The organism is Bergeyella cardium, assembly GCF_009914665.1.
GTDB classification, from domain to species: domain Bacteria; phylum Bacteroidota; class Bacteroidia; order Flavobacteriales; family Weeksellaceae; genus Bergeyella_A; species Bergeyella_A cardium.
The window spans coordinates 289,448-313,106 of the sequence record NZ_CP029149.1 but is presented as its reverse complement, the minus strand read 5'-3'; the positions used below and the strand labels follow the sequence as shown (position 1 = coordinate 313,106).

Below are 23,659 nucleotides of genomic sequence, written 5' to 3'. Positions count from 1 at the left end.
AATAGACAAAAACTCCAGCTTTATGCTGGAGTTTTATTATATCCTGTTGGTTTAAGTCTTAAATCGCTTCCTTAGTATATTCTTTTGTATATTCTTTCAAACATTTCTTAGATTGTACTTTCAGTTTCACTGTTTTTACCCTCATTGTGGTTTTATTTGCTGGGAACTGCGGTACTTTCTCTTTTGAAGTTCTTGTTTCTCCGTTATAATAGCTCACTTCCCAGGTATAAGCATAATTATTCATCGTTGAACTTGGGAAGAATGCAAGAATATCATCAGAAACTCTTACTTCTTTAAAGTCTTTTATACTAATATCACAGTCTATTTCCTCCTGATTTATATTAGATGCTGTGTAAGTCTTTGTATATTCCTTTAAACAGGTTCTGGAGGTTACTCTTAGCTTCACTGTTTTCAGCCTCATAGAGGTTTTGTTAAATGGAAACTGTGGTACCTTTTCTACTGAAGTCATTGTCTCTCCCGATAAGTACTCTATCGTCCAATAATATCTGTAATTATCATCATTTAAATCTGGAAAAAATGCTATTGCATCATCAGACATTATTACATCTCTCACTTCTCTTATGTTGATATCACAATCCGAAGAATTACTCATAACTGGAGCTGAACCTCCAGAATAAGAGATATTAACAGGGAAAGTACATCTCACACTTCCTTCTATTGTAGGCACATCTACACTCAAAACGCCGGAGCCAACCCCAGTTCCTTTTACGGTAACAGTCTTTTGGTTCTCGTTGTTCATTATAACGAGGTTGTTGTCCAAATTTCTCCACTCATAGCAGTTCGAGCATCTGGAATCTACATCTACTGTGTATTGTGCTACTTCATTAATAGTGATATTCGGTTTACCAATAATTTTACACTGTGCAAATGCTAAGGTATTCACTACAAACAATGATAAAAATAATAATTTCTTTTTCATCTTTAATCTATTTTTTAGTTAAACTTGAATAATTCCTAAATTAAATTTTTCCTGTATTGGTGCGTTATTAGCCATTTCTATACCAATAGAGATCCATTTCCTCGTTTCCGAAGGATTTATGATAGCATCCGTCCAAAGTCTTGCTGCAGAATACACCGCTTCTGTTTGTTTCTGATATTTTACTGAAATATTTTTAAGTATTTGATTATGCTCCTTCTCAGAAATCTCTTTTCCTTTTGATTTTAATGCCGATTCCTGTATCTGAGCTAAAACTTTTGCTGCCTGAGTTCCTCCCATCACCGCTAATTCTGCCCACGGCCAAGAAACAATAAGCCTTGGGTCGTATGCCTTTCCACACATTGCATAATTCCCTGCACCGTACGAGTTTCCTGTAATAATGGTAAACTTAGGAACCACCGAATTGGCAACGGCACTCACCATCTTTGCTCCATCTTTTATAATCCCTCCTTGTTCAGACTTAGAACCAACCATAAAGCCCGTTACATCCTGTAAAAAGACCAATGGAATCTTTCTCTGGTTACAGTTCGCAATAAAACGAGTGGCTTTATCTGCAGAATCTGAGTAGATCACTCCACCAAACTGCATTTCTCCCTTCCCATTCTTTACAATCATCCTCTGGTTGGCCACAATCCCTACGCTCCAGCCATCAATTCGTGCATAAGCACAGATAATCGTCTTTCCATAATCGGGTTTATATTCTTCAAATTCAGAATTATCTACAAGGCATTTAATGATTTCATAAGTATCATACTGCTCTGCTCTACTTGTGGGCATAATACCTAAAATATCATCAGGACTGCGTTTTGGCTCTGCTGAGCTAATGCGGTTAAATCCTGCATTTTCTTGCTCACCAATCGATTTCATCAGTTTCTTAATCCTGTCTAATGCATCTTTATCATCTTTTGCTTTGTAGTCGGTAACGCCAGATATAGAGCAGTGCATAGTTGCTCCTCCAAGGGTTTCATTATCTACATTCTCCCCGATAGCAGCTTTTACTAAGTAGCTTCCTGCAAGAAAAATAGATGCGGTTTTATCTACAATTATAGCTTCATCGCTCATAATAGGGAGGTAAGCTCCTCCCGCTACGCAACTCCCCATAATCGCAGAAATCTGAACAATTCCCATAGCACTCATTTTGGCATTATTCCTGAAAATCCTCCCAAAATGCTCCTTATCAGGGAATATCTCATCCTGCATAGGGAGATAAACCCCTGCAGAATCCACAAGATAGATGATAGGTAATCGGTTTTCCATCGCAATCTCTTGTGCTCTAAGATTCTTTTTCCCTGTAATAGGAAACCAAGCACCAGCTTTCACTGAAGCATCATTGGCAACGATGACACATTGCCTCCCAGAGACACAACCAATCACTACTACTACGCCTCCTGAGGGGCAGCCGCCATCCTCAGCATACATTTCATAGCCAGCCAATGCTCCAATCTCTATAGACTGCGAATTTTTATCCAGAAGATAGTCTATACGCTCTCTTGCGGTCATTTTTCCTTGTTGGCGGAGCTTTTCAAGGCGTTTTTCTCCACCTCCCAGCTTTACCTGTGAGAGAATTGTACCGACTTCCGATAGTTTTAAACGATTAATGTCTTCTCTTTTATTAAATTCCAAACTCATAGTAAGGAGTTTCTTATTGAATTAGTATTTTTGACCCAACAAATATAATTATAATATCTTAATTAAGGTTCCTTACCCTGAAACACTCATAATATACAGTACTTTTTGTTGAATTATAAATAAAAACTCAGCAAGTCTCATAGAAAAACTCACTGAGCATTATCTTTTCATTGATGATTTTAAATGATATTAAGCTCTTTACCTACTTTTTCAAAGGCATTAATCGCTTTATCCAAATGTTCTCTGGTATGTGCAGCAGAAAGCTGAACTCTTATCCTCGCTTTACCTTTTGGAACTACAGGGTAGAAGAAGCCAATAACATAAATCCCTTCATCCATAAGTTTTTCCGCCATTTTCTGGGAGAGTTGTGCATCATAAAGCATCACTGGGACTATTGCTGCATCTCCATCAGGGATATCAAAACCTTTCTCCTTCATTTTTGTACGGAAGTATGCTGCATTTTCCATTACTTTATCCCTTAGAGAAGTATTTTTAGAGATAATATCAAGGACCTTAATCGTTGCACCTACAATACCTGGAGCTAAAGAGTTGGAAAACAAGTACGGTCTTGAGCGCTGTCTTAGCATATCTATAATTTCCTTCTTGCCAGAGGTGAAACCACCTAATGCACCACCAAGTGCTTTGCCAAGAGTAGAGGTAATGATATCTACACGCCCCATAACCTCATTTGCTTCGTGAGTGCCACGCCCAGTTTTTCCTATAAATCCCGTTGCGTGAGAGTCATCCACCATTACAAGAGCATTATATTTCTCTGCAAGGTCACAAACTCCTTTTAAATTTGCTACGATACCATCCATTGAAAATACCCCATCTGTAACAATAATTTTAAACCTGTGATTTTTCTCGGAAGCGAGCTTTAATTGAGCTTCCAAATCCTCCATATTATTGTTTTTGTATCGGTATCTTGCTGCTTTGCACAGCCTAACTCCATCAATAATAGATGCGTGGTTCAGCTCATCGGAAATAATCGCATCTTCATCGGTGAAAAGAGGCTCAAAAACTCCTCCATTAGCATCAAAACAAGCCGCATAGAGTATGGTGTCCTCTGTTCCCAGAAAGTTTGATATCTTTTCTTCCAACTGTTTATGAATATCTTGAGTACCGCAGATAAATCTCACCGAAGACATCCCATAGCCGTGAGTATTCATCATTTCCTGAGAGGCTTTTACTACCTCTGGATGGTTGGCAAGCCCAAGGTAATTATTTGCACAGAAGTTTAGAAGTCTTTTTCCATTGGCAACAATCTCTGCAGACTGTGAAGAAGTGATTATCCTTTCATTTTTATACAAACCTTCATCTTTTATATTCTGAAGTTCTGATTTTAAATGATTAATAAATTTCTCTGAAATCATTTTTTGTACATTTTTAGATGCGTGCTAAGGTAAAAAAAAAGTGATTTATGGCAAAATAATGCACTTAATATTCATTTTTTTGAATAAAATCTATTAAAAGTAAATACAAATAATTATTTTTGCCAATCATTAAATAAAAAACTATAATAAGTGGATACAATTTCTAAAGTACTTTTCTGGGTAGCAAACAGTTTGCTCATTCCCGATGTTATTATCTTGCTCATTCTCTTTGGTAGATCTCTTCTTCTCATCGGTAGCTTTTACAATCGTTTTATTACAAAGTATAAGAATGATAAACAGCTTGAAGTTGCTATTAGAGCACTTAATTCTGACAATATTTCAGAGCTTAAAACCTTCCTTCCAAAGAAAGATAATTCCTTATATATAAAGTATCTTAGGGATTTGCTTACTCACTCACCAAGTGAGGCTTATTCAGACTTTATGATTTCCAATTTTGAAAATGAAGCCGACAAAGATATTTCCACTTCCAAGCTATTGGCAAAGGTGGGACCTGTTTTAGGACTTATCGGTACGCTCATTGCGATGAGTCCAGCGCTTACAGGGCTTTCCTCAGGAGATATTTCGGGTATGGCGTATAATATGCAGGTTGTTTTTGCAACTACTGTTGTAGGTCTGGTTGTTAGTTTGGTTGGTATCGTTACTTTACAGTTTAAACAAAGATGGTATGCCAAAGAGACCAGCAATTTAGACTATATCGCTCAGATTTTAAACCAAAAAACAAAGTAATGAGTAGAAAAAAGCGCAGAGTACCTGCTTTCAGGCAGGAAGAAGATACTGACCCACTAAGTGTGGTGGTCAATTTATTTGATGTAGCAATGGTCTTTGCCGTAGCGCTGATGGTCGCAATGGTAATGAATATGAATATGCAGGAGTTTTTCTCTGGTGAAGATTTTACTGTTGTAAAGAACCCAGGAAAAGACAATATGGAGATTATCAGTAAAGAAGGTAAGAAGATTAATAAATATACTCCAAGTGAGGATAAGACCAATAAATCTAATAACAGAGGTAAAAAGGTGGGTGTAGCCTATGAACTTGAAAACGGGGAGATTATTTATGTTCCTGAATAATCAACAAGCAAAGAAAAAATAGATTTTCATATTTGTGATTTAGGGGTTATATAGGCGTTCAGCACCCAAAGGGTGCTGAACGCCATTTTTCCTATACAAAATAGAACTCTAAATACTTATAACCCTTCTCCTTCTTCATTATTTTCCTCTCCCCAAGTAGTAAAGTCCTTTTAGTGTGTGCAGTCTATCACTAATATTAATCCTGTCGGTAAGAGGTGTATAAATATGAGCTACACCACCTGTTGCAATCACAAAACATCGGTCATTTACTTCGCTATTGATTCGTGAAATAAAGCCTTCAACCATACCAAGATAGCCATATATCATCCCACTTTGCATACAAGTTACCGTATCAAGTCCTAAAACCGACTGAGGTTGCACCAATTCTATTTCAGGGAGCTGTGCTGTCTGCCTAATCAGGCTATTGAGCGCTGTAATAATCCCAGGTGCTATAATTACTCCAAGCGTTTCCCCATTTTCATCTATACAGCTGGCAGTAAGTGCTGTACCAAAGTCAAGAATAATCTTCTTTCTATCAGGGTAAAGGCAATGGGCTGCAACAAGATTGGCATAAATATCCGTTCCCATCTGTTTAGACTTAGGAATTACCTCAGATTTTGTATTTCTATCCACAATTGTCGGTGATTTTTGGTGGATTTTCTGTATTGCAACTTCTACAACTTTAGTAAGTTGCGGCACTACCGAACCAATAATAATCCGCTCTATATTTTTCACCTCAATTGCATAGGTTTGGTAGAGCATTAGTATGCTCATATAGAGTTCATCGGTTGTTTTATACGGTTTTGTATTCAAAACCCACGAAATTTCACACTTTTCATCGTTAAACAACCCAAATCTAATATTCGTATTTCCAATATTAATAATAATCGACTGCATATTTATTTCTTTTACTTATTGAAATCAAGCAAAATCTTTAAAACAAAAAGAGAGTAATTAAAGGTGGGTAGATTAGCAATCCAACACACAGCACATTAATTACTCTTTTCGCTTGCAAATATAGATAGAATATCAAAAATATCCTAAAAAGGATTGTTACAAAATATAGATATTAGGGAATATATTTGAATTCAATTATTTATAATTATGAAATGGTCTTTCAATTTATACTTAAGGCTTTCAAAAAAGAAGACTAATAAAAGCCCTCGTTGAAGGATAAGTAATCCAATACAGAATCTTTAATTAGTCTTCTCGATCGCAGAATATAAATAAAATTTTTAAAGAATAAATAAAGTATAATGCGGTATAAACAATCAGTTTTACCCCCTCTCTTTATATTTTTCAAGTGCATCTTTCAGTATTTCAGCACTTCGTTTCAGGTCTTCTTCTTTCAGCACATAAGCTATTCGCACTTGCTTTTTACCGAGCTCTGGATTGCTATAAAAACCGCCCATTGGTGCGAGCATCAGGGTCTCATTGTTGAGAGAATAGTTTTCCAATAGCCATTGAGCAAATGTCTCGGTATCATCTACGGGGAGTTCTACTGCACAATAAAATGCTCCCTTAGGTTTTGGGCAAAATACCCCTGGAATATCATTCAATAAACCGACCAACAGGTCTCTTCGCTTTTGATATTCCTCTCTCACGCTGTTAATGTACTCCGTATCATTGTAATGAGCCGCTGTAGCAGCAATTTGACCGAAAAGCACAGGGCTAAGTCTCGCCTGAGCAAAAAGCATAGCCGCATTGTATATCTTTTGAGAGCGAGTGATGAAGAAACCGATCCGAGCACCACACATAGAATAGCGTTTAGATTCAGAATCTACAATAATCACATTCTCAGAAGCCTCTTTAAATTCAAGCATAGAGACTTGCTTCTCTCCATCATAAACATACTCTCTATAAACTTCATCAGAAATAATGCAAATATCGTGTTTCACAGCTATATCGGCGAGCTTTTGAAGTTCTTCACGCGTATAGAGATACCCCGTGGGATTACCAGGGTTACAAATGAGAATTGCCTTTGTTTTATTGGTAATTTTCTTCTCAAATTCCTCAATAGGAGGGAGGCAAAAGCCTTGCTCAATACGAGAAGGCACAGCAATTACATTTACATTAAACGCCTGTGTAAATCCATTATAATTAGCGTAGTAAGGTTCGGGGATAATCACCTCATCACCGTCATCACAAAGGGTAGAAATGGCAAAGCTCAGTGCTTCTGAGCCTCCATTGGTTACAATAAAGTTATCCGTACTCAAATCTTCAAATCCTAACGAATGATAATAATCTCTAAGTGCGGTTCTATACTCTATATTCCCTTCGGAAAGAGCATAATCCATTATTTCAAGATGATTATTTCGTACTGCAGCGAGTGCTGTCTCTGGGGTTTTTATATCGGGCTGTCCGATATTGAGATGATAAACCTTAATTCCCTTTTGTTTCGCTTGTAAAGCATAAGGAACCAGTTTGCGAACGGGAGATGCGGGCATTTTTTGTGCCCTAATAGATAGCTGAGGCATAGTCTTTTTTTTACAAATGTAATAAATCCTTGATATTTTATTATCTTTGGTCGCTTTTTAATTTTAATCCTATGAAAAAAATACTCTTATCGGTTGCTATTTTCTCATTTTCTGCTATTTATGCTCAGGAAATCTCATTAGATAAAATCTACTCTGGCTATTACAGAGGCAAAGGCATTGCAGGAATTTCTTCTCTAAACGATGGCGAGCATTATGCTGTAATAGAGAGCAATGGTATTGCCAAATACGCTTATAAAACCACCGAAAAAAGCGGCTATATCGTTAGTGGAAGCTATCAAAGCTATGAATTTTCTAATGATGAATCCAAAATCCTCCTTCTTACCGAGTCTTTTCCTGTCTATCGGCACTCTTTCCTCGGTGTTTTCAGGGTAAAAGACCTTAAAACAGGGCAAGTGATAGATATTAATAACGGAAAACCCATCCAAGAGCCCAAATTTTCCCCAGATGCTACTAAAATAGCCTTTGTAGCAGATAACAATCTGTTTTACCAAGACTTAAATACAAATAAAATCATCAAAATTACCTCTGATGGAAAGAAAAATGAAATCATTAATGGTTTGGCGGACTGGGTTTATGAAGAAGAATTTGGGCATTCAAGGCAATACGAATGGACTCAAAACTCAAACGCCATCGTTTTCATCAAATCCGATGAATCTCAGGTAAAAGAAGTCCTCATCCCTATCTATAACAAGAATCTTTACCCCCAAGAGATGAGGTTTAAATATCCAAAAGCAGGCGAAGAAAACTCAAAAGTCTCCGCTCATCTCTATAAATTAGATGAAAATACTACAATTCCCCTCAATCTCTCTCAGTTTAAGAACTATTACATTCCCAATGTCTTACAAACTGCCAAACCCAATGAAATTATCCTTATAACTTCCCACAGAACACAGAATGCCTCCGATATTCTTAAGGTAAATACCCAAACAGCAAAGGTAGATAAGCTCTTTACAGAGGTGGATTCTCAATGGATTGATACAGATAATGTTACTCTCGATTTTTTAGAGGATAATTCCTTTATATGGGCTTCCGAACGCAGTGGTTTCAGGCATCTTTACTGGTATCATCCCAATGGTAAGCTCAAAAAACAAATCACCAAAGGCAAATGGGAAGTTACTGACTACTACGGTTATAACCCTTCCACCAAAGAGGTTTATATTCAAACCACTCAAAACGGAAGTATCAATAAAGTTATTGCTAAAACTAATATAATCAGTGGAAAAACAACCGTAATTTCCAATAAAGAAGGCAATAATTCCGCCAATTTTAGCAAAAACTACCGCTATTTCATAGAAACTCATTCCACCGCCCTCTATCCTCACGCCTATACCCTTAAAAATAGCGATGGCACCCTCCTAAAAGAGCTTCAAAACAATAATGAACAGCTCCACAGGCTTAAAGAGGACAACTTCTCCCCAAAATCATTCTTCACCATTCCAAATAAGGTGGGCGACCAGATGAACGCCTACATTATCAAGCCAAAAGACTTCGATAATACCAAAAAATACCCCGTGTTTATGTACCAGTACTCAGGTCCAGGCTCTCAATCCGTTGCTAACGCTTGGGATAATGGCAATACTCTCTGGTTCAATCACCTTGCACAAAAAGGATATCTCATCGTCTGTGTAGATGGTCGTGGTACGGGCTACAAAGGCGCCGCTTACAAAAAAGCAACTTATAAAAATCTCGGTAAATACGAAATCGAAGACCAAATCACTGCTGCTCAATGGCTTTCTAACCTCCCTTTCGTCGATAAAACCCGCATTGGCATCTTCGGATGGAGCTTTGGAGGCTATATGGCTTCTCTTGCGATGACCAAAGGCGCCGATACCTTCAAAATGGGCATCGCTGTAGCCCCAGTAACCAATTGGCGGTACTATGACACCGTTTATACTGAGCGTTTTATGCTTACTCCACAAGAAAATCCACACGGCTACGATGATAATTCCCCCACTCACTACGCTCATCTCCTCAAAGGCAAGTTTTTAATGATTCACGGCACTGCGGATGACAATGTTCACTTCCAAAATGCAATGGAATTCTCCGAAGCTCTTATTCAACACAACAAAAAATTTGAGTTTATGGCATATCCAGACAAAAATCACGGCATCTATGGAGGCAATACCCGCCAACATCTCTACCAATTAATGACCGATTTTGTTCTCAACAACCTCTAATCCCCTTATCTCATATAAAATCAGCTGAATCTTCTCTTTTTGAGAGGAGATTTTTTCGCTTATATGTCTATAACAAATCCGAAGTAGAACCTCCACCACTTCCAAAAGCCCTCATTAGCAGGCTTTCTACCTTCGGTTCGCTCCCTCTAAAGGCTTTATAGAGCTCCATCGGCGGCACTGTTCCTCCTGATGAGAGCAGTTTTTTATATTTTTCTGCGGTTTCTGGGTCAAAAATCCCCTTTTCCTTAAAGTATTGGAATGCATCTGCATCCAAAACCTCAGCCCATTTATACGAATAATACCCCGCCGAGTATCCTCCCTGAAATATATGTGAAAAACTCGTAGAAATTGCCGTTAATGGCTCTGATGGATACAAATTTGTTCTTGCAGTATGCTCTTTTTCAAAGGTTTTAATGTCTTTCACTTCTCCTGCTTTCGTATGATATGCCATATCCAGCAATCCAAAGCCCAATTGCCTCAGTGTCTGGTATCCTTCCATAAAATTCTTTGATTCATTCAGCTTTTTTATCTTCTCATTGCTCAGAATCTCTTGGGTTTTATAGTGTTTAGCAAAACTTCTCAAAAAATCTGGCTCATAGCAGTAGTTTTCGAGAAACTGCGACGGAAGTTCCACAAAATCCCACTTCACAGAAGTCCCCGACAGGTTAGGATAGCGCGTATCCGCCAATATTCCGTGCAATGCATGCCCAAATTCGTGGAAAAGCGTCGTTACTTCCTGAAAACTCAGCAGCGAAGGCACCTCATTCGTCGGTTTAGAGAAGTTACAAACCACAGAAATATGCGGCCGTGAGTTCTTATCGCCCTCCTTCCACTGGTTTTTGAAGCTCGTCATCCAAGCACCGGCTCTCTTCCCTTTACGAGGATGATAATCAACATATAAAATCGCCTTCTCCTTCCCATTTTCCTCTACTAAATAGGTCTTTACCTCTTGGTGATACTTCTGAATGCCCTCCACTTCCCTAAAATTCAGCCCAAACAGCCGCTGAGCAAGGCTAAATACCGCTTTTTCAACCTCCTCAAGAGGGAAATAAGGCTTCAGCTCCTCATCATTCAGGTCATACTTCGCTTTTCTCAGCTTTTCAGTATAATAAGCGTGGTCATACGCCTGTAAATCATCTATTCCATCTGCTTTTGCAAGCTCTTTTAGCTCAGAAATCTCTGCCTCAGCATAAGGAGTTGCCGCCACAAGGAGCTGATTAAGAAACTCAAAGACTTTTTCAGGCGTCTCCGCCATCCTTTCCTCCAAAACATAGTCCGCAAAGCTCCGATAGCCCAAGATTTCGGCTTTCTCTTGCCTCAGTCTCACCAATTCCCGTATTAAATCCTGGTTATCAAACGCTCCACCATCAAAACACTTGCTCCCATTAGCCAAAAACAGCTCTTTTCTCAGCTCCCTGCTATCAGCATAAGTCATCGCAGGTATAAAACTTGGGTACTGCAGTGTAATCACATATCCACTCAAGCCTTTTTCCTTCGCATCTTCCTCATATTGAGCCTTAATTACCTCAGGAATACCCCTCAATTCATCATTATTAATAATATGTTTGTAATAATCATTCGTCGCTCCCAATACATTTTGACCAAACTGCAATTGTTTCACAGACAATTGGATATTAATCTCCTCCAATCGCTTCTTTTCCTCCTCGCTCAGCAGCGCACCGTTCCTCACAAAGCCTCTATAAGTCTCCCTCAGCAGCATTTTTTCTTCGGTGTTCAAGTTTAAGCCCTCACTTTCGTTATAAACTTTTTTAATTCTCTCAAAAAGCCTCTGATTTTGATGCATTTTAGATGAAAATTCCGTCAAAATAGGGGAGACTTCCTGTGCAATCTCCTGCAATTTCTCGTTTGTCTCCGCAGAATTCAGATTAAAAAAGATACTCGTTACCCTCTCAAGCTGCCTCCCCGCGTATGCAAGCGCCTCCACCGTGTTTTCAAAGCTAGCCTCCTCATTATTCTCCGCTATTCCCGTTATTTCAGCCTCCGCTCGCTCAATTAATTCCTTAAAAGCTGGCAAAAAATCCTCCTCCCTTATCTCATTAAAGGGAGCCGTTTCATATTTCGTTCTAAATCGCTCGGTAAGTACATTCATTTTTTTTATTTTTTAAAGCCCACAAAAGTAATCAATCCCACCCAAAGACTAAATAAATCTAAAATCAATCAAAATTTCTTTTTGCACTTCTTATTTAAAGATGTATTTTTGTCTCATAAGTTTATTTTTGTAAAAATGAGAGTACTAATCGTAGGAAATGGCGGCCGTGAATCCGCTATCGCTGATAAATTGATGGCAGATAGCCGTCCTGTAGAACTTTATTTCGCAAATGGTAATGCTACAACTGAGAAATTGGGCAAAAATCTCAACCTTTCAGGGATTAAAGAGATAAAAGAATTCGCTCTTAAAGAAGAAATCGAGCTCACCATCATCGGTCCCGAAGCTCCTCTCGTTGATGGCATCGTAGAAAGCTTTCAAGAAGCAGGTTTAAAGATTTTCGGAGCTAAATCCAGAGCCGCTAAACTCGAAGGAAGTAAGTCTTTTGCTAAAAAATTTATGCAAACACACGGTGTGAAAACCGCCACTGCAAAAGTCTTTGACTCTTATAATGAAGCGCTTGACTATCTCAATGGTAAGAACTTTCCCCTCGTCATAAAAGCCAGCGGTCTTGCTGGTGGCAAGGGCGTTGTCATCTGCGATAGCAAAGAAACCGCACAAGCCACCCTCCACTCCTTTATGATCGATAGAATTTACGGCGATTCTGGCATTCAAGTAGTTATAGAAGACTATCTCATCGGCTTTGAAGCCTCCATTATCGCTTTTTCAAACGGCAAAAAACTCTTTCCTTGCATCGCTGTCAAAGATTATAAAAAGGTAGGCAATGGAGATAAAGGTCTTAACACTGGCGGAATGGGCAGCGTAGCCCCAAGCCCTGAATTTACACCCGAACATTTCCAAGATTTCGAGAAAAATATCCTCACTCCAACCCTTAATGGGCTTAATGAAGAGCATCTCGGCTTTACTGGCTTCATTTTCTTCGGGCTTATGGTTACCAAAGACGGCACTTACCTCCTCGAATACAATATGAGGCTCGGCGACCCTGAAACTCAATCCCTTCTCCCTCTTCTTAACAACGAACTTTTAGATGTTATCGAGGATTGCCTCGAAGGTAAAGACATCAAACTTAGCTTTAAAGATGAAAAAGCCGTTTGTCTCGTGATGTGCTCTGGCGGTTACCCTGGTACAATACAAACAGGCATTGAAATTACAGGCATTGAAAAGGTAAAACATTCCAAAATCCTCTTCGCAGGTGCCCAATACTCTGGCGATAGGCTCCTCACCTCTGGTGGAAGGGTCGTTAACCTCGTCGCTACAGGCAATACCTACGAAGAAGCCCGCGAAAAGGTCTATAAAGACGCCATCCCCCTTAATTTTGATTATGCCTTTTACCGCGAAGACATCGCTCAGTTCTAAACAATTATTTTCAAACATTTAAATACTTCACCCCAGGGGATTGCATCGCAATCCCCTGTGATATTTTCTTCTTTTAATCTTTTCTTTAATAATGAAGTGTAAAGTGATAATCCTTAGCACTAACAGTAACCAAAAGCTAATCTAAAAACATTTTCCTCTTATATCAGAATAAAATCTTCCCGTTTTATTACTTTTAAAAGGATATAATATTTCTCTAATTTATTTAATAATAAAAAGTATTACTAAATAAAAAAAGCCCTATGTTGTAGAGCTTTATTTATTAGCTGTGTATGTTTATAGAAAATAGGATTAATCTCCTGAGATGATGTTATGAAGGCTTTTCTTTAATGCTTCAATCTGTGCTTTCTTTTCATCAATTTTTGTAAAGCTCTCTTGAAGTAGAGGATTTTCCCTCGTAGCATTATTAAAGAAGTTGATATTATTCTCCATTTTTACTACTTCAGCCTCCAAATCTGCGATTTGCTTCTTGATTTTCCTTGCTTTTTCGGTGAGTTTGTCTTCAGGCAGAGAAGTTTCATTAATATCAAACACGCTTATATTATTGAGTTTTAATTTCTCTTTTAAGACTTTGTTAAATTCTCTGTTTATCGCTATTTTCTCTTTTGGGACCTTGCCGATAGCATTCCATTCGTTTTTTATTCTCTCTATTTTGGCAATGCTTCCTTCTTCATCGGTTAGGATTTTTAGTTCTTCCAATAGAGCTGATTTTGCTTTGAAGTTCATCTTCCAGTTTTCAGACTCTGCATTGGTCTTTTCCCTGAAATTAGCAAAGAAAGTATTGCAGGCATTATGAAATTCTTCCCATATTTTATTGGATGCACTCCTTGGCACATGTCCAATTTTTTTCCAATCTTCCTGTAATTTTTTGAAAAGAGTAAGGCCCGCTTCCCAATCTTCGGAATTAACATTGTCTTTGGCTATTTTTATCAGTGCTTTCTTCGCTTTTAGGTTAGCCGACTGTAATGCTTTTAAGTCCTTATAGAAATTATTTTTAATAGTGTTAAATTCCTTTAATACAGAATTAAATTCTGACCAGTTTTTATTTGAAAACGCCTTTGAAACACTGCCTGTATTGAGAAATTCCTGTCGTAATTTATCTACTTTGCTAATGGCTTTTTGCCAAAAATCGTGTCCTTTATCCTTGCTTTCTTCTATAAGCCTTTTGATTTCCTCAATAATCTGGTTTTTTCTTATCAGATTCTCTGCTTGCTCTTTTTCTATTTGCTCAGTAAGCTGTGCTTTTCGGTTATGAACTTCATTAGAAATGGCTTTGAACTCCTCCCAAGTGCTTTCTCTTAGCTCTTCTGCAACGGGCTCTGCTTCTTCTTTCCAGAGTTTATGAAGATATTGCAGTTCATTCAATGCTTTTTGAATCACAGGCTCTTCGAGTAGCTCTTTTGCACGGGAGATGATTTGCCGTCTCTTCTCTAAATTATGAGCATATTCCTGTTCCAGATATTCTTTATTTAGGTTCAAAAGCTCATAGAACTGATTGAGATGGTAGAAGTAATTATTGTTTATCAGCTTAAATTCATTTTTTGCTACTTGACCAGCATTTGCCCATTCCTCTTTTATTTTTCGGATTTCTTTAAAAAGGTTGGTTTCTAAGTCAGAATTGAGATAGAGATTTTTGAGTTTCTCTATAATTTCAAGACGTGTTTGCTTGTTCTTTTCTAGCTCTTCTTCCAGCTCCTTTCGGAATTCATTATATTTCTTTTTAAAGATATTATTGAGACCAGAGAGCTTTGCAAGCTGAGGGTGTTCCCAAGAAAAATCTTCCTCAGGATTCCCCGCTTCTATATGAGTGGCTTTCATTTTTTCAGTTTCTTGATTGATAAATTGTAGAGCCTCATTCCTCAGTGCACTAAATTCTTTTGCAAATTCTTTTACCTCCTCAGTATTGATGATTTTTTCTAATCTAATGAGGATTTCTTCAAGGGATAAACCTGAGTTTTTAGTGCTAAAATGCTGATCGACCTTGTGAGAAAGGCTTTTTTTATTGTCGTTAGCTCCTTCTTGAATAGGTTTGTGTCCTTCTTGTGCTGATGAATGATTTTCTAGTGTCATACTGAAATAATTTTTTCCACATCTTGTGGTAATAGTAAGTTCTTATTCAAATTTTGCGACCAATTTAAAAGAATTTTATTCACAATTCCAAATTTTCCACGCTTTTTCTGCTTGTTGTTCAAGCATAAAGTATCCATTTACACATTTCGCTCCATATTTATAAGCATTTTTAATGAATTGCGTATATTCAGGGTTGTAGATTAAGTCAATCACGAGATGCTGCTCTGTAAGTCCTTCAAAAGGAAATTCCAAGCAGTCGGTTACATTCGGAAAAGTACCAACAGGCGTACATTGTATAATAATGTGATGAGATTTTAGCATTTCCTGATTAAGTGTACTGAAATTGATTTCAGACTTTCGACTAACGGTGATAAATGGGATGTTTTCTTTTTTTAGTACAAACTTTATTGCTTTTGCAGCTCCACCATCTCCTAAAATTATCGCTGAACAGTGATGAGGCTTTCTGTGCAGGCGTAAGGTTCTCTCAAAACCGTAAGCATCTGTATTAAAACCTTTGGTCTTTCCATTTTTTATAAGAACGGTATTCACCGCTCCGATTTCTTTTGCTTCCTCGCTTAGCTCATCAAGATAGGGAATAATCAGTTCCTTATAAGGTATTGTTACATTAAATCCTTTGAGATTAGTGATTTTCATAATTTCTCTTACTTCCTCAATATTTTGGAGGTCAAAAATCTCATAAGAATGATTTTTAAGAAGTAACTGCTGAAACTTTTCTGTAAAGTATTGTTTGGAGAAGGAGTAGGAGATATTCCTTCCGATTAACCCGAATTTCTTAGTTTCCATACTTTAATTGAATATACAAAAAAGGTAAGATACATTTCTTTTGCATCTTACCTTAGCAGAAAGGAAGGGATTCGAACCCTCGATACGGTTACCCGTATACTACCTTTCCAGGGTAGCCTCTTCAACCACTCGAGCACCTTTCTAAATATGTCTGCAAAAATATACTTTTTTTTATTATCTGCAAAATTATTATTTCGTAGGTCTATATATCGGTCTTTCTGTGCTGGTAGGGTGTTCTTATTTTTATTAAAAATATTTATATCGTTTTATTAATCCTTATCTTTGTCGGCATTCAATCAATAATTAAAATCATTAAACTATGAACAATAAACATTATGTACCTTATAAGGTAAAAGACATCAGTCTTGCAGATTGGGGGAGAAAGGAGATAAAACTTGCAGAGGCAGAGATGCCAGGTCTTATGGCTATACGCCAGGAATATGGGCATTTGCAACCGTTAAAAGGAGCCAGAATAGCAGGTTGCCTCCATATGACGATACAGACGGCGGTGCTTATCGAGACGCTTGTAGCTCTCGGGGCAGAGGTTTCGTGGTCGTCTTGCAATATATTTTCTACTCAGGATCACGCGGCAGCAGCAATAGCTTCGGCAGGTATCCCTGTTTATGCATGGAAGGGAATGAATGAAAAAGAATTTGACTGGTGTATAGAGCAGACCCTCTTTTTCGGAGAGGAGAGAAAGCCACTTAATATGATTTTAGATGATGGAGGAGACCTTACAAATATGGTTTTTGATCGATATCCAGAGCTTGCAAAAGAGATTAAAGGGCTCTCTGAGGAGACTACTACGGGGGTTCACAGGCTTTATGAAAGGATGAAAAACGGTACTCTCCTCGTCCCTGCCATTAATGTGAATGATTCCGTAACCAAATCTAAATTTGATAATAAATACGGCTGTCGCGAATCCGCTGTAGATGCCGTAAGGAGAGCTACTGATGTAATGCTCGCAGGCAAGAGGGTAGTGGTATGTGGCTATGGAGATGTGGGCAAAGGTACAGCAGCCTCTTTCCGAGGTGCAGGAGCTATAGTTTCGGTTACGGAGATAGACCCTATTTGTGCTTTGCAGGCAGCGATGGAGGGTTATGAGGTGAAAACATTAGATACACTTGTAGAGACTGCGGATATCATTATTACCACTACGGGGAACAGGGATATAGTGCAGGAGAAGCATTTTATGAAGATGAAAGACAAGACCATCGTTTGTAATATCGGTCATTTTGATAATGAAATCGATATGGCATGGCTTAACAAAGCCTATGGGAATACCAAATATGAGGTAAAACCTCAGGTGGATATTTATAATATCAATGGAAATGAGATTATCATCCTCGCAGAGGGGCGTCTTGTGAATCTCGGCTGTGCTACTGGGCATCCTTCTTTTGTAATGTCTAATTCATTCTCCAACCAAACGCTGGCGCAGATTGAGCTTTGGACAAATTCTGAAGCATACAAAAACGAGGTTTATACTCTTCCTAAGAAGTTGGATGAGAAAGTTGCTGCCCTCCATCTGAAAAAAATAGGTGTGGAGCTGGAAACCCTTACTCCTGTACAGGCAAAATACATCGGTGTGGAGGTAGAAGGTCCTTTCAAACCTGATTATTACCGCTACTAAGCAAATGAGATTAATAAAAAGTTTTTTATACATTTGCATTGGGTAATTTTAAAAGTTAAACAATTTATTTTTAGACCGCCTTTCGGGGTGGTCTTTTTCAATTTTATTTATCTTTGCTGGCAAATAAATTTTCAAAATGTCATTAGAGGTCAGAGGGCTTACCAAGAAATTTGGGGAGCAAACAGCACTGAATAACATCAATATTCGTATAGAGAAGAATGAAATCGTTGGGCTTTTGGGGGCAAATGGAGCAGGGAAATCCACACTGATGAAATCCATTGTTGGAGCGCTTAAAATAGATGAAGGGCAGGTGGTGTTTAATGGCAGAGACATTACTGAAGAGCCTGTTGAATCTAAGAAGCTTATCGGCTTTTTGCCAGAGAATAACCCACTTTATATGGATATGTATGTACGGGAGTATCTCCATTTCGTAGCAAATTTGCATAAAGTTCCTTCCTCAAAAATAGATGAAATTATCAATCTTGTGGGCTTAGCTCCAGAGCAGAGGAAGAAAATCAGTCAGCTTTCAAAAGGTTATAAGCAGAGGGTGGGCCTTGCGCAGTCCATTCTTCATCAGCCTGATCTCTTGATATTGGATGAGCCTACGAATGGTCTTGACCCGAATCAAATTATAGAAATTCGTAATGTTATCAAGGAGATTGGTAGGGAGAAAACGGTTATTATTTCCACTCATATTATGCAGGAGGTAGAAGCCCTTTGCAACAGGATTATTCTTATCAATCGTGGTGAAATTATAAAAGATCTACCCGTTCACGAGTTTAAAAACGAGTTCAGCAGCCTTGAAGAAGCCTTTCAAAAATATACTTCTGCTACGAATTAATTTTTCTATCTAATGAAAGCACTACTTTTCATCAATGGTGAACCGCCTAAAGCCTTGCCTGATTACCGAGACTATGGAATCATCGCCTGTACTGATGGTGCTTTTCATTACTTGAAAGAAATGGGGTTTCCACTCTCTAAATTGGACTTTGTTTCTGGGGATTTTGATTCTCATTCGGGGGCAGATGAGCCGATTTATCACGAAAAGTTTATTCATACACCTGACCAAAATAAAACCGATTTTGATAAAGCATTAGAAATCCTTTGTAATAGAGGAGTTACTTCTGTAGCTGTATTTGGTGCGAGTGGTGGGGAGATGGATCACTTCCTCGGGAATCTTACGGTAGCTTTTAGGCATAAAAATCACCTTAACATCCGATTTTTTGATAACCATTCTGAATATTTTTTTGTAGAGAATGATACTCTTCTCAGTGGTGTAAAGGGTAGAATGATATCCATCTATCCATTTCCCTCTGCTGAAAAAGTAACTACTGATGGGCTTAATTGGGAGCTCTCATCCGAAAGCCTCAGTATGACTAATAGCCTTTCCACAAGAAATTTTGCAGTTAAGGATAGCGTTCGCATACAATACCTCTCTGGCAATATTCTCCTCTTCATTGGTGATAAATATCTTTAAAGTACAATAAAAAGCCTCTCTAATTATAGCAATGAAGGTGGGTGATTACTCTTAATTAGTGTGAGTCAATAGCTTGAAATCAGATTTTATTATAAGGTATTAAAATACCCTAAAGTTTTTTCTTTGTCTTCGTCTAGCTTTTCTATGAGTAGAGGCAGGCTTTCAAACTTGATTTCTTCGTGCAGGAATTCCCGAAAATGGATTTGAATATCTTCACCATAGATGTCTTTATCGAAATTCAGGATATGGACTTCCACTGTAAGGTGCTCCCCGTTTACCGTTGGGTTTGTCCCAATGCTGAGCATTCCCATATATTTTTTATTCTGCACAAAAACATCTACAATATATGCTCCTTTTTTAGGAAGGAGCTTCTCTTTGCTTACGGCTATGTTTGCTGTGGGATAGCCTATGCTTCGTCCTAATTTTTTGCCATCTACCACTTTCCCAGAAATCGGATAGTGATACCCAAGCATAGCATTTGCTTCATTGATTTTCCCCTCCTCTAATGCTTTGCGAATTTTAGTAGATGAGACATTATGATTATACAAATTCACAGCTTCCATTTGTAGAACATCATAGCCAAGCTCGGGAGCAAGCTGTTTCAAGAGTTCAAAATTTCCACTTCGGTTCTTTCCAAAACTGTGGTCATAGCCTATAATCAGCAGTTTTGTATGAAGTGTGTTAATGAGTACTTTGCGAATAAATTCTTCTCCTGTTAAGTTTCTAAATTCTCCATCAAAGTTCTGGATAAATAGATTTTGGATTCCAAACTTGCTCAGGAGCATTTTTTTTTCTTCAAAAGTATTGAGGTATTTTAAATCATCATTTGGGTTGAATGCTATCCTTGGGTGGGGTGTAAAGGTAAGGATGGCAGATTCTAAGTTTCTCTCCTTTGCTAATTCGTTGATTTCTTTTATAATCGTCTGATGACCGAGATGTACTCCATCAAACATTCCTAAAGATAAAGCTATAGGTTTATTTTCCGAATACTGCTTAAGAGCATTAAATATTTTCAAGATGGGATAATTTTGCTGGCAAATATGATAAAAATCTTTTTTTTAAGCAATTGCCAATTTAATAAGTTTGATTATATTTGCACGCAATAAAAAAAACAGCAATGGCAAACCAAATAAAAGGAAAAATCTCACAAATCATCGGTCCAGTAATCGATGTTGTTTTCTCTGAAGTAGAAGAACTTCCAAAAATTTATGATGCACTCACTGTTACAAAGGATAATGGTGAAAAATTAGTCCTTGAAGTAGAACAGCATATCGGTGAAGATTCCGTAAGATGTATTGCGATGGATGCTACCGATGGTTTACAGAGAGGGCACGAAGTTGTAGGGCAAGGTCGCCAGATAACAATGCCTATCGGTGAAGGGGTAAATGGTCGTCTATTTAATGTAGTAGGAGATGCTATTGATGGGCTTCCGGCTCTTTCTCAAGAAGGAGGTTTGCCAATTCACAGAGAAGCTCCAAAATTTGATCAATTATCTACTTCTGCGGAAGTTTTATTTACAGGTATTAAAGTAATCGACCTTATCGAACCTTATGCAAAAGGAGGTAAGATTGGTCTATTCGGTGGTGCTGGTGTAGGTAAAACCGTACTTATCCAGGAGTTGATTAACAATATTGCAAAAGGTCACGGAGGTCTATCCGTATTCGCAGGAGTAGGAGAGAGAACCAGAGAAGGAAATGACCTTTTAAGAGAGATGCTTGAGTCTGGTATTATTAAATACGGTGAAGACTTTATGCGCTCTATGGAAGAAGGAGGCTGGGATCTTTCCAAAGTAAATCTCGAGGAGATGAAAGATTCCAAAGCTGCTTTTGTTTTCGGGCAGATGAACGAGCCACCAGGAGCAAGAGCAAGAGTAGCATTGTCTGGTCTTACCCTTGCGGAATACTATCGTGATGGTGGAGAATCTGGGCAAGGTAGAGATGTACTCTTCTTCGTAGATAATATATTTAGATTTACACAGGCAGGTTCTGAGGTGTCTGCACTTTTAGGACGTATGCCATCAGCAGTAGGTTATCAGCCTACGCTGGCATCTGAGATGGGTGCGATGCAGGAGAGAATTACCTCTACAAAGAACGGTTCCATTACTTCCGTACAAGCGATTTATGTACCTGCGGATGACTTGACCGACCCTGCACCTGCTACTACATTTGCACACTTGGATGCTACTACCGTATTAGACAGGAAAATCGCTTCATTAGGTATTTACCCTGCGGTAGATCCTCTGGCTTCTACATCAAGGATTCTTACCCCTGAAATTTTAGGAAATGAGCATTATGAATGTGCTCAAAGGGTGAAAGAAATCCTCCAAAGGTATAAAGCCCTCCAAGATATTATCGCGATTCTTGGTATGGAAGAGCTTTCAGAGGAAGACAAATTGGTAGTATACAGAGCGAGAAAAGTTCAGAGATTCCTTTCTCAGCCGTTCCATGTGGCAGAGCAGTTTACAGGTATCCCAGGGGCTTTAGTAGATATTAAGGATACAATTAAAGGCTTTAATATGATTCTCGATGGAGAGCTCGACCACCTTCCAGAGGCGTGCTTTAACCTGAAAGGTACCATAGAAGAAGCAATAGAAGCAGGTGAGAAAATGCTTGCTGAAAGTAAATAAAATTTAAATTCATTTTTATGAACATAAAAATTTTAACTCCCGAGTCTGTAATCTTCGAAGGCGAAGTAGATTCCGTACTTCTTCCAGGTAAAAATGGAGAGTTTCATATAATGAAAAACCACGCAGCAGTGGTTTCATCTCTGGAAGGAGGCAAGATAAAGCTCTTTACAAAATCGGTGGGAGAGGAGTATCAAAAGTACTTCACAAAGGAAAAAGAAAAAGACGCTTTATATACCTTCCCACTTGTGAGTGGTGTAGTGGAGTTTAGTAACAATAAAGGAATTATTCTCTGCGAATAAATTCAAGGTTTTGGTTAGAAGCAGCCCAGTTTTTTAATTGGGTTGCTTTTTATTTTAGTCGTTATGATAAGGCTTTCCAGCGAGGATTTGGCTCGCGCGGTAGATTTGCTCAATGATAAACAGACGAATCATCTGATGGGTAAAAGTCATCTTCGAAACTGAGATTTTCTCGTGTGCTTTCTGGTAAATTTCCTCTGAAAAACCATACGCTCCACCGATGAGCAGGTTGATTTTCTTTACAGAGCTGTTCATATAATTATCAAGCTTGGCAGAAAATTCTCTGCTGGTGTAGAGCTTCCCTTTTTCATCGAGGAGGATGTTGTAATCCAATGAATCTATATGCGAGAGGAAGAGCTTCCCTTCTTCCTTTTTGATGAGCTCTGGCGTAAGTTTCCCCGCATTTTTTAGATCGGGGATTTCCATCATTTCAAAATTCCAATGCTTTGGCAAGCGTGGGAGGTAATAGTTGATCAGTGATTGTATTTCCTTAGCATCGGTTTTGCCTATGCAGATTAAATTAATTTTCATTTTCCCTATCTTTGTTTTGCAAATATACTTGAATGAGAGCAAGATTTATTGGTTTTTTTACAAAAATAAAGGCATTTTTAGAGGCTATACACATCCCGTTTTTAGGTATTTCGCTCTACAAAATGTTTGAAATCTATATCAAAGGGATTTTCCAAAACAAGCTCGGCAAGTTGGCTGCTGCCATTTCGTGGTCATTTTTTTTGAGTTTGTTCCCTTTCATTCTCTTTCTCATTTCGCTGCTCCCGCACCTCCCGCACTATGAGCGGCTGATGTTTTACATCTTTGAAATCCTCCTCCCTCGCATAATGCCAGAAAACATTCTGCCAGATGTAACCTATTATATAAAGGACATTCTCCTGCCTCATCGGAAGGGGCTAAACGCAATGACGATAATCCTCGCCCTTATTTTTGGTACCAATGGCACCTATTCCCTCATTCGTGGGTTTAATGAAAATACCACACTCAGGAGGGGCTTTATTAAGGAATATTTCATCTCTCTGGGCGTTACTATTGCATTTATTGCACTTATTATCCTTACTTTTTTGGGGATTTATTACAGCGAAATCGTCCTAAAATTATTTACTCCGAGCTACGATATCTCTTGGTTCGTGCAAAACCTCTCGCGGATTATCGGTTTCATCTCTTTTCCTATTTTCTATTTAATGCTCCTCAGCCTGTTCTACTGGGTCGGTTGCCTCAGCATCAGCCGATGGGTGCAGGCGCTTCCAGGGGCGGTTTTTACTACCATACTCTTCGTTTTGGTTACTTATTTCTTTGCGATTTACCTGAAAAACTTTGCCCGATATAACCTCCTCTACGGCTCCATCGGGAGCATCATCGTTGTAATGATTTGGGTCAATATCAATATTATTCTCCTCCTTCTTGGCAATGAGCTCAATATTGCTATTAGAAATATTCGTTTAGAGAAGGAACTCGCACAAACAGCTTCCAGTGAGAAAGAGAAACATTTTAATGATTAATTTAGTGAGAAAATGACAAG

20 protein-coding genes and 1 tRNA gene are annotated in these 23,659 nt (G+C 38.3%); 10 read left to right on the top strand and 11 right to left on the bottom strand.

Features of this window, described 5'->3' with window-relative positions:
* Positions 1–58: 58 nt before the first annotated feature.
* The 3 genes from DBX24_RS01505 to kbl form a co-directional block, all read right to left on the bottom strand.
* Positions 59–940, bottom strand: a complete 882-nt coding sequence (locus DBX24_RS01505; RefSeq protein ID WP_160223758.1) for a hypothetical protein — start codon at positions 938–940, stop codon at positions 59–61.
* Between the two features lie 18 nt (positions 941–958).
* A complete protein-coding gene (locus DBX24_RS01500; protein WP_160223757.1) occupies positions 959–2,587 on the bottom strand; it encodes an acyl-CoA carboxylase subunit beta in 1,629 nt (542 codons plus the stop codon).
* 179 nt (positions 2,588–2,766) lie between these two features.
* Complete coding sequence (kbl, locus tag DBX24_RS01495; RefSeq protein WP_120488685.1) at positions 2,767–3,960, bottom strand: glycine C-acetyltransferase; 1,194 nt, start codon at positions 3,958–3,960, stop codon at positions 2,767–2,769.
* 150 nt (positions 3,961–4,110) lie between these two features.
* Between kbl and DBX24_RS01490 the strand changes: the two genes are divergently transcribed.
* Together DBX24_RS01490 and DBX24_RS01485 are read left to right on the top strand one after the other, a co-directional pair.
* Positions 4,111–4,707, top strand: a complete 597-nt coding sequence (locus DBX24_RS01490; RefSeq protein WP_120488686.1) for a MotA/TolQ/ExbB proton channel family protein — start codon at positions 4,111–4,113, stop codon at positions 4,705–4,707.
* A complete protein-coding gene (locus DBX24_RS01485; protein ID WP_120488687.1) occupies positions 4,707–5,048 on the top strand; it encodes a DUF2149 domain-containing protein in 342 nt (113 codons plus the stop codon). Before DBX24_RS01490 ends, DBX24_RS01485 begins: the two co-directional genes overlap by 1 nt.
* Positions 5,049–5,186: 138 nt before the next feature.
* Here the strand turns inward: DBX24_RS01485 and DBX24_RS01480 are convergent, their stop codons facing one another.
* Complete coding sequence (locus tag DBX24_RS01480) at positions 5,187–5,945, bottom strand: type III pantothenate kinase (RefSeq protein WP_120488688.1); 759 nt, start codon at positions 5,943–5,945, stop codon at positions 5,187–5,189.
* 380 nt (positions 5,946–6,325) lie between these two features.
* Entirely contained in the window at positions 6,326–7,525 is a 1,200-nt protein-coding gene (locus DBX24_RS01475; protein ID WP_120488689.1) for a pyridoxal phosphate-dependent aminotransferase, read from the bottom strand.
* A gap of 71 nt (positions 7,526–7,596) precedes the next feature.
* On the opposite strand from DBX24_RS01475, the gene DBX24_RS01470 reads away from it, so the two are divergent.
* Positions 7,597–9,723 (top strand): S9 family peptidase, encoded by a 2,127-nt coding sequence (locus tag DBX24_RS01470; protein WP_120488690.1) that lies wholly within the window; start codon positions 7,597–7,599, stop codon positions 9,721–9,723.
* A 67-nt stretch (positions 9,724–9,790) separates the two neighbouring features.
* Here the strand turns inward: DBX24_RS01470 and DBX24_RS01465 are convergent, their stop codons facing one another.
* On the bottom strand, positions 9,791–11,833 hold the full coding sequence (locus DBX24_RS01465; protein ID WP_160223756.1) for a M3 family metallopeptidase: 2,043 nt from the start codon (positions 11,831–11,833) through the stop codon (positions 9,791–9,793).
* Between the two features lie 135 nt (positions 11,834–11,968).
* Here DBX24_RS01465 and purD point away from each other — a divergent pair, with 135 nt between their 5' ends.
* Positions 11,969–13,207 (top strand): phosphoribosylamine--glycine ligase, encoded by a 1,239-nt coding sequence (gene purD / locus DBX24_RS01460; RefSeq protein ID WP_160223755.1) that lies wholly within the window; start codon positions 11,969–11,971, stop codon positions 13,205–13,207.
* 309 nt (positions 13,208–13,516) lie between these two features.
* Here the strand turns inward: purD and DBX24_RS01455 are convergent, their stop codons facing one another.
* The 3 genes from DBX24_RS01455 to DBX24_RS01445 all read right to left on the bottom strand — a co-directional run bounded on the left by DBX24_RS01455 (position 13,517) and on the right by DBX24_RS01445 (position 16,242).
* A complete protein-coding gene (locus tag DBX24_RS01455) occupies positions 13,517–15,295 on the bottom strand; it encodes a DUF349 domain-containing protein (protein ID WP_160223754.1) in 1,779 nt (592 codons plus the stop codon).
* Positions 15,296–15,370: 75 nt separating this feature from the next.
* Entirely contained in the window at positions 15,371–16,099 is a 729-nt protein-coding gene (locus tag DBX24_RS01450; RefSeq protein WP_160223753.1) for a shikimate dehydrogenase family protein, read from the bottom strand.
* Positions 16,100–16,155: 56 nt separating this feature from the next.
* Positions 16,156–16,242 (bottom strand) — tRNA-Ser (locus DBX24_RS01445).
* Between the two features lie 176 nt (positions 16,243–16,418).
* Between DBX24_RS01445 and ahcY the strand changes: the two genes are divergently transcribed.
* The 3 genes from ahcY (at position 16,419) to DBX24_RS01430 (ending at position 19,206) form a co-directional block, all read left to right on the top strand.
* On the top strand, positions 16,419–17,729 hold the full coding sequence (ahcY, locus tag DBX24_RS01440) for an adenosylhomocysteinase (RefSeq protein WP_160223752.1): 1,311 nt from the start codon (positions 16,419–16,421) through the stop codon (positions 17,727–17,729).
* 136 nt (positions 17,730–17,865) lie between these two features.
* Complete coding sequence (locus DBX24_RS01435) at positions 17,866–18,570, top strand: ABC transporter ATP-binding protein (protein WP_160223751.1); 705 nt, start codon at positions 17,866–17,868, stop codon at positions 18,568–18,570.
* Between the two features lie 12 nt (positions 18,571–18,582).
* Positions 18,583–19,206, top strand: coding sequence for a thiamine diphosphokinase (locus DBX24_RS01430; protein ID WP_160223750.1), 624 nt, complete (start codon positions 18,583–18,585; stop codon positions 19,204–19,206).
* Positions 19,207–19,295: 89 nt separating this feature from the next.
* Here the strand turns inward: DBX24_RS01430 and DBX24_RS01425 are convergent, their stop codons facing one another.
* Complete coding sequence (locus tag DBX24_RS01425; RefSeq protein ID WP_120488700.1) at positions 19,296–20,222, bottom strand: bifunctional riboflavin kinase/FAD synthetase; 927 nt, start codon at positions 20,220–20,222, stop codon at positions 19,296–19,298.
* 101 nt (positions 20,223–20,323) lie between these two features.
* Here DBX24_RS01425 and atpD point away from each other — a divergent pair, with 101 nt between their 5' ends.
* Entirely contained in the window at positions 20,324–21,832 is a 1,509-nt protein-coding gene (gene atpD / locus DBX24_RS01420; RefSeq protein WP_120488701.1) for a F0F1 ATP synthase subunit beta, read from the top strand.
* Between the two features lie 17 nt (positions 21,833–21,849).
* Complete coding sequence (locus DBX24_RS01415; RefSeq protein WP_120488702.1) at positions 21,850–22,131, top strand: FoF1 ATP synthase subunit delta/epsilon; 282 nt, start codon at positions 21,850–21,852, stop codon at positions 22,129–22,131.
* 54 nt (positions 22,132–22,185) lie between these two features.
* On the opposite strand, the gene DBX24_RS01410 is transcribed toward DBX24_RS01415, so the two are convergent.
* Positions 22,186–22,659 (bottom strand): 23S rRNA (pseudouridine(1915)-N(3))-methyltransferase RlmH, encoded by a 474-nt coding sequence (locus DBX24_RS01410; RefSeq protein WP_160223749.1) that lies wholly within the window; start codon positions 22,657–22,659, stop codon positions 22,186–22,188.
* Positions 22,660–22,691: 32 nt separating this feature from the next.
* On the opposite strand from DBX24_RS01410, the gene DBX24_RS01405 reads away from it, so the two are divergent.
* Positions 22,692–23,639, top strand: a complete 948-nt coding sequence (locus DBX24_RS01405) for a YihY/virulence factor BrkB family protein (RefSeq protein WP_245957169.1) — start codon at positions 22,692–22,694, stop codon at positions 23,637–23,639.
* Positions 23,640–23,659: the final 20 nt, after the last annotated feature.

Coding starts and splice junctions, on each gene's coding strand:
- DBX24_RS01505 (WP_160223758.1), bottom strand. CDS start 940: ATGAAAAAGAAATTATTATTTTTATCATTGTTTGTAGTGAATACCTTA.
- DBX24_RS01500 (WP_160223757.1), bottom strand. CDS start 2,587: ATGAGTTTGGAATTTAATAAAAGAGAAGACATTAATCGTTTAAAACTA.
- kbl (WP_120488685.1), bottom strand. CDS start 3,960: ATGATTTCAGAGAAATTTATTAATCATTTAAAATCAGAACTTCAGAAT.
- DBX24_RS01485 (WP_120488687.1), top strand. CDS start 4,707: ATGAGTAGAAAAAAGCGCAGAGTACCTGCTTTCAGGCAGGAAGAAGAT.
- DBX24_RS01480 (WP_120488688.1), bottom strand. CDS start 5,945: ATGCAGTCGATTATTATTAATATTGGAAATACGAATATTAGATTTGGG.
- DBX24_RS01475 (WP_120488689.1), bottom strand. CDS start 7,525: ATGCCTCAGCTATCTATTAGGGCACAAAAAATGCCCGCATCTCCCGTT.
- DBX24_RS01470 (WP_120488690.1), top strand. CDS start 7,597: ATGAAAAAAATACTCTTATCGGTTGCTATTTTCTCATTTTCTGCTATT.
- DBX24_RS01465 (WP_160223756.1), bottom strand. CDS start 11,833: ATGAATGTACTTACCGAGCGATTTAGAACGAAATATGAAACGGCTCCC.
- purD (WP_160223755.1), top strand. CDS start 11,969: ATGAGAGTACTAATCGTAGGAAATGGCGGCCGTGAATCCGCTATCGCT.
- DBX24_RS01455 (WP_160223754.1), bottom strand. CDS start 15,295: ATGACACTAGAAAATCATTCATCAGCACAAGAAGGACACAAACCTATT.
- DBX24_RS01450 (WP_160223753.1), bottom strand. CDS start 16,099: ATGGAAACTAAGAAATTCGGGTTAATCGGAAGGAATATCTCCTACTCC.
- ahcY (WP_160223752.1), top strand. CDS start 16,419: ATGAACAATAAACATTATGTACCTTATAAGGTAAAAGACATCAGTCTT.
- DBX24_RS01435 (WP_160223751.1), top strand. CDS start 17,866: ATGTCATTAGAGGTCAGAGGGCTTACCAAGAAATTTGGGGAGCAAACA.
- DBX24_RS01430 (WP_160223750.1), top strand. CDS start 18,583: ATGAAAGCACTACTTTTCATCAATGGTGAACCGCCTAAAGCCTTGCCT.
- atpD (WP_120488701.1), top strand. CDS start 20,324: ATGGCAAACCAAATAAAAGGAAAAATCTCACAAATCATCGGTCCAGTA.
- DBX24_RS01415 (WP_120488702.1), top strand. CDS start 21,850: ATGAACATAAAAATTTTAACTCCCGAGTCTGTAATCTTCGAAGGCGAA.
- DBX24_RS01410 (WP_160223749.1), bottom strand. CDS start 22,659: ATGAAAATTAATTTAATCTGCATAGGCAAAACCGATGCTAAGGAAATA.
- DBX24_RS01405 (WP_245957169.1), top strand. CDS start 22,692: ATGAGAGCAAGATTTATTGGTTTTTTTACAAAAATAAAGGCATTTTTA.